Genomic DNA, 1,788 nt, shown 5'->3' on the forward strand with positions numbered 1-1,788 from the left:
CAGGGCGACCGCGACTTCCTGGTGTCTGCCGTCACCATCACCGAAGAGCGCAAGCAGTCGATGGACTTCAGCGACCCCTACTTCGACGCGCAACAGCTGATCGCCGTGAAGGCCACCTCCAAGATCTCGAAGTTCGACGACCTGAAAAAGCTCAAGGTCGGCGTGCAGACCGGCACCACCGGCGATGAAGTGGTGAGCAAGCTGCAAGGCAAGAACAGCACCAACATCAAGCGCTTCGAATCGACCCCGCTGGCGCTGAAAGAGCTGGAAGCCGGCGGCGTCGATGCCGTGGTCGCCGACAACGGCGTGGTCATCAACTACGTGACCAACAACGCTGGCAGCAAGTTCAAGACGGTGGCCGACAAGGCTTTCGCCCCAGAGCAATACGGCCTGCCGGTCAAGAAGGGCAATGCCGACCTGCTCGGCAAGCTCAACAAAGGCCTGGCCGACATCAAGGCCGACGGCACCTACGATCAGATCTACGCCAAGTACTTCGGCGCAGCGCCTGCCGCGGCTGGCGCACCCGTTTCCGCCGCTTCGAAGTAAAAAGACCCGAGGCACGCGACGATGGATCTGCGCTGGGAGATCCTGGCCGGCTACGGGCCATTGTTTGTGGCCGGCCTGTGGATGACCGTGGCGCTGACCATCGTCTCCATCAGTTCCGGCCTGGTGCTGGGGGTGTTGCTGGGGCTCATCAGCAGCTCGCGAGACGCGCCCCAGCCGCCCTCGGCCCCATTGGCTTGGGGCTTGAAGGCGCTGCGCGTGGTCACGCTGGCTTACGTGACCTTCTTTCGCGGCACGCCGCTCTTCGTGCAGATCCTGCTGGTGCACTTTGCGCTGATGCCGGCGCTGATCCATCCTGACAGCGGCCTGCTGCTTGCAGGCGAGGCGGCGCGCGAGTTCAGGCAATCGCATGGCGCTTTTTTCTCCGGAGCGCTGGCCCTGAGCCTGAACGCCGGGGCCTACATCTCCGAGATTTTCAGGGCTGGCATCCAGAGCATCCACATTGGCCAGACCCAGGCCAGCTACAGCCTCGGGCTCACCCACCCGCAGGCCATGCGCTTCATCGTGCTGCCGCAGGCGTTTCGGCGCATGCTGCCCGCGCTGGTGAACGAAGGGGTGACGCTGATCAAGGATTCGTCGTTGGTCTCCGCCATCGGCTTGGCCGAATTGGCGCTGGCCGCGCGCACCGTCGCCGGTGCGTATTCGCGCTATTGGGAACCCTACCTCGCCATCTCCGTGGTGTACCTGGCCCTGACCTTGCTACTGTCTTTGTTGGCAAAACGTCTGGAAAGCCCTGCGCATCAACGCGGCCGCTGAGCTCGTGCTAGCAATCTTGCTTCACAAAATTAGCTGTTGCACAAGCGCAACGAGACGGGGGTTTTCCATGAACGCCGCGCCTAAACTCGCGAGTCAGTTGTGCAGGCCGTACGCACACAACCCCTGTGACACCCCCGCGGTATTCACTCCGCACATCGCAAATAAGGAATGCTCATGAAGCGCTCTATCCTCATCGCCGCTCTGTCCACCGTGGCAGCTGGCTCGGCTCTCGCCCAAAGCTCTGTGACCGTCTACGGTCGCCTGAATGAATCCGTGGAACGCCAGAAGCTTGAGTCGGGCGGCGCTAGCAGCAGCGTTACCCTGCTGCGTAACAACGCTTCACGCCTCGGCTTCCGTGGCGTTGAAGATCTTGGTGGTGGCGTGAAGGCTGGCTTCACCCTTGAGCATCGATTCGATGCCGACACCGGCCGAGTCACCAATCCTGGCCCCCCTGTTGCCTTCTGGGGC

At 62.4% G+C, this 1,788-nt stretch carries 3 protein-coding genes; all 3 read left to right on the top strand.

Going from position 1 to position 1,788, the window contains the following annotated elements:
- On the top strand, positions 1-546 hold a 546-nt coding region (locus tag RMO40_RS21715), incomplete at its 5' end, for a transporter substrate-binding domain-containing protein (RefSeq protein ID WP_309725682.1).
- Between the two features lie 21 nt (positions 547-567).
- Positions 568-1,320, top strand: coding sequence for an ABC transporter permease subunit (locus RMO40_RS21720; protein WP_309725683.1), 753 nt, complete (start codon positions 568-570; stop codon positions 1,318-1,320).
- Positions 1,321-1,494: 174 nt separating this feature from the next.
- On the top strand, positions 1,495-1,788 hold a 294-nt coding region (locus tag RMO40_RS21725; RefSeq protein ID WP_309725684.1), incomplete at its 3' end, for a porin.

Origin of the sequence: Rhizobacter sp., assembly GCF_031412075.1 — a bacterium.
GTDB lineage: Bacteria > Pseudomonadota > Gammaproteobacteria > Burkholderiales > Burkholderiaceae_C > Rhizobacter.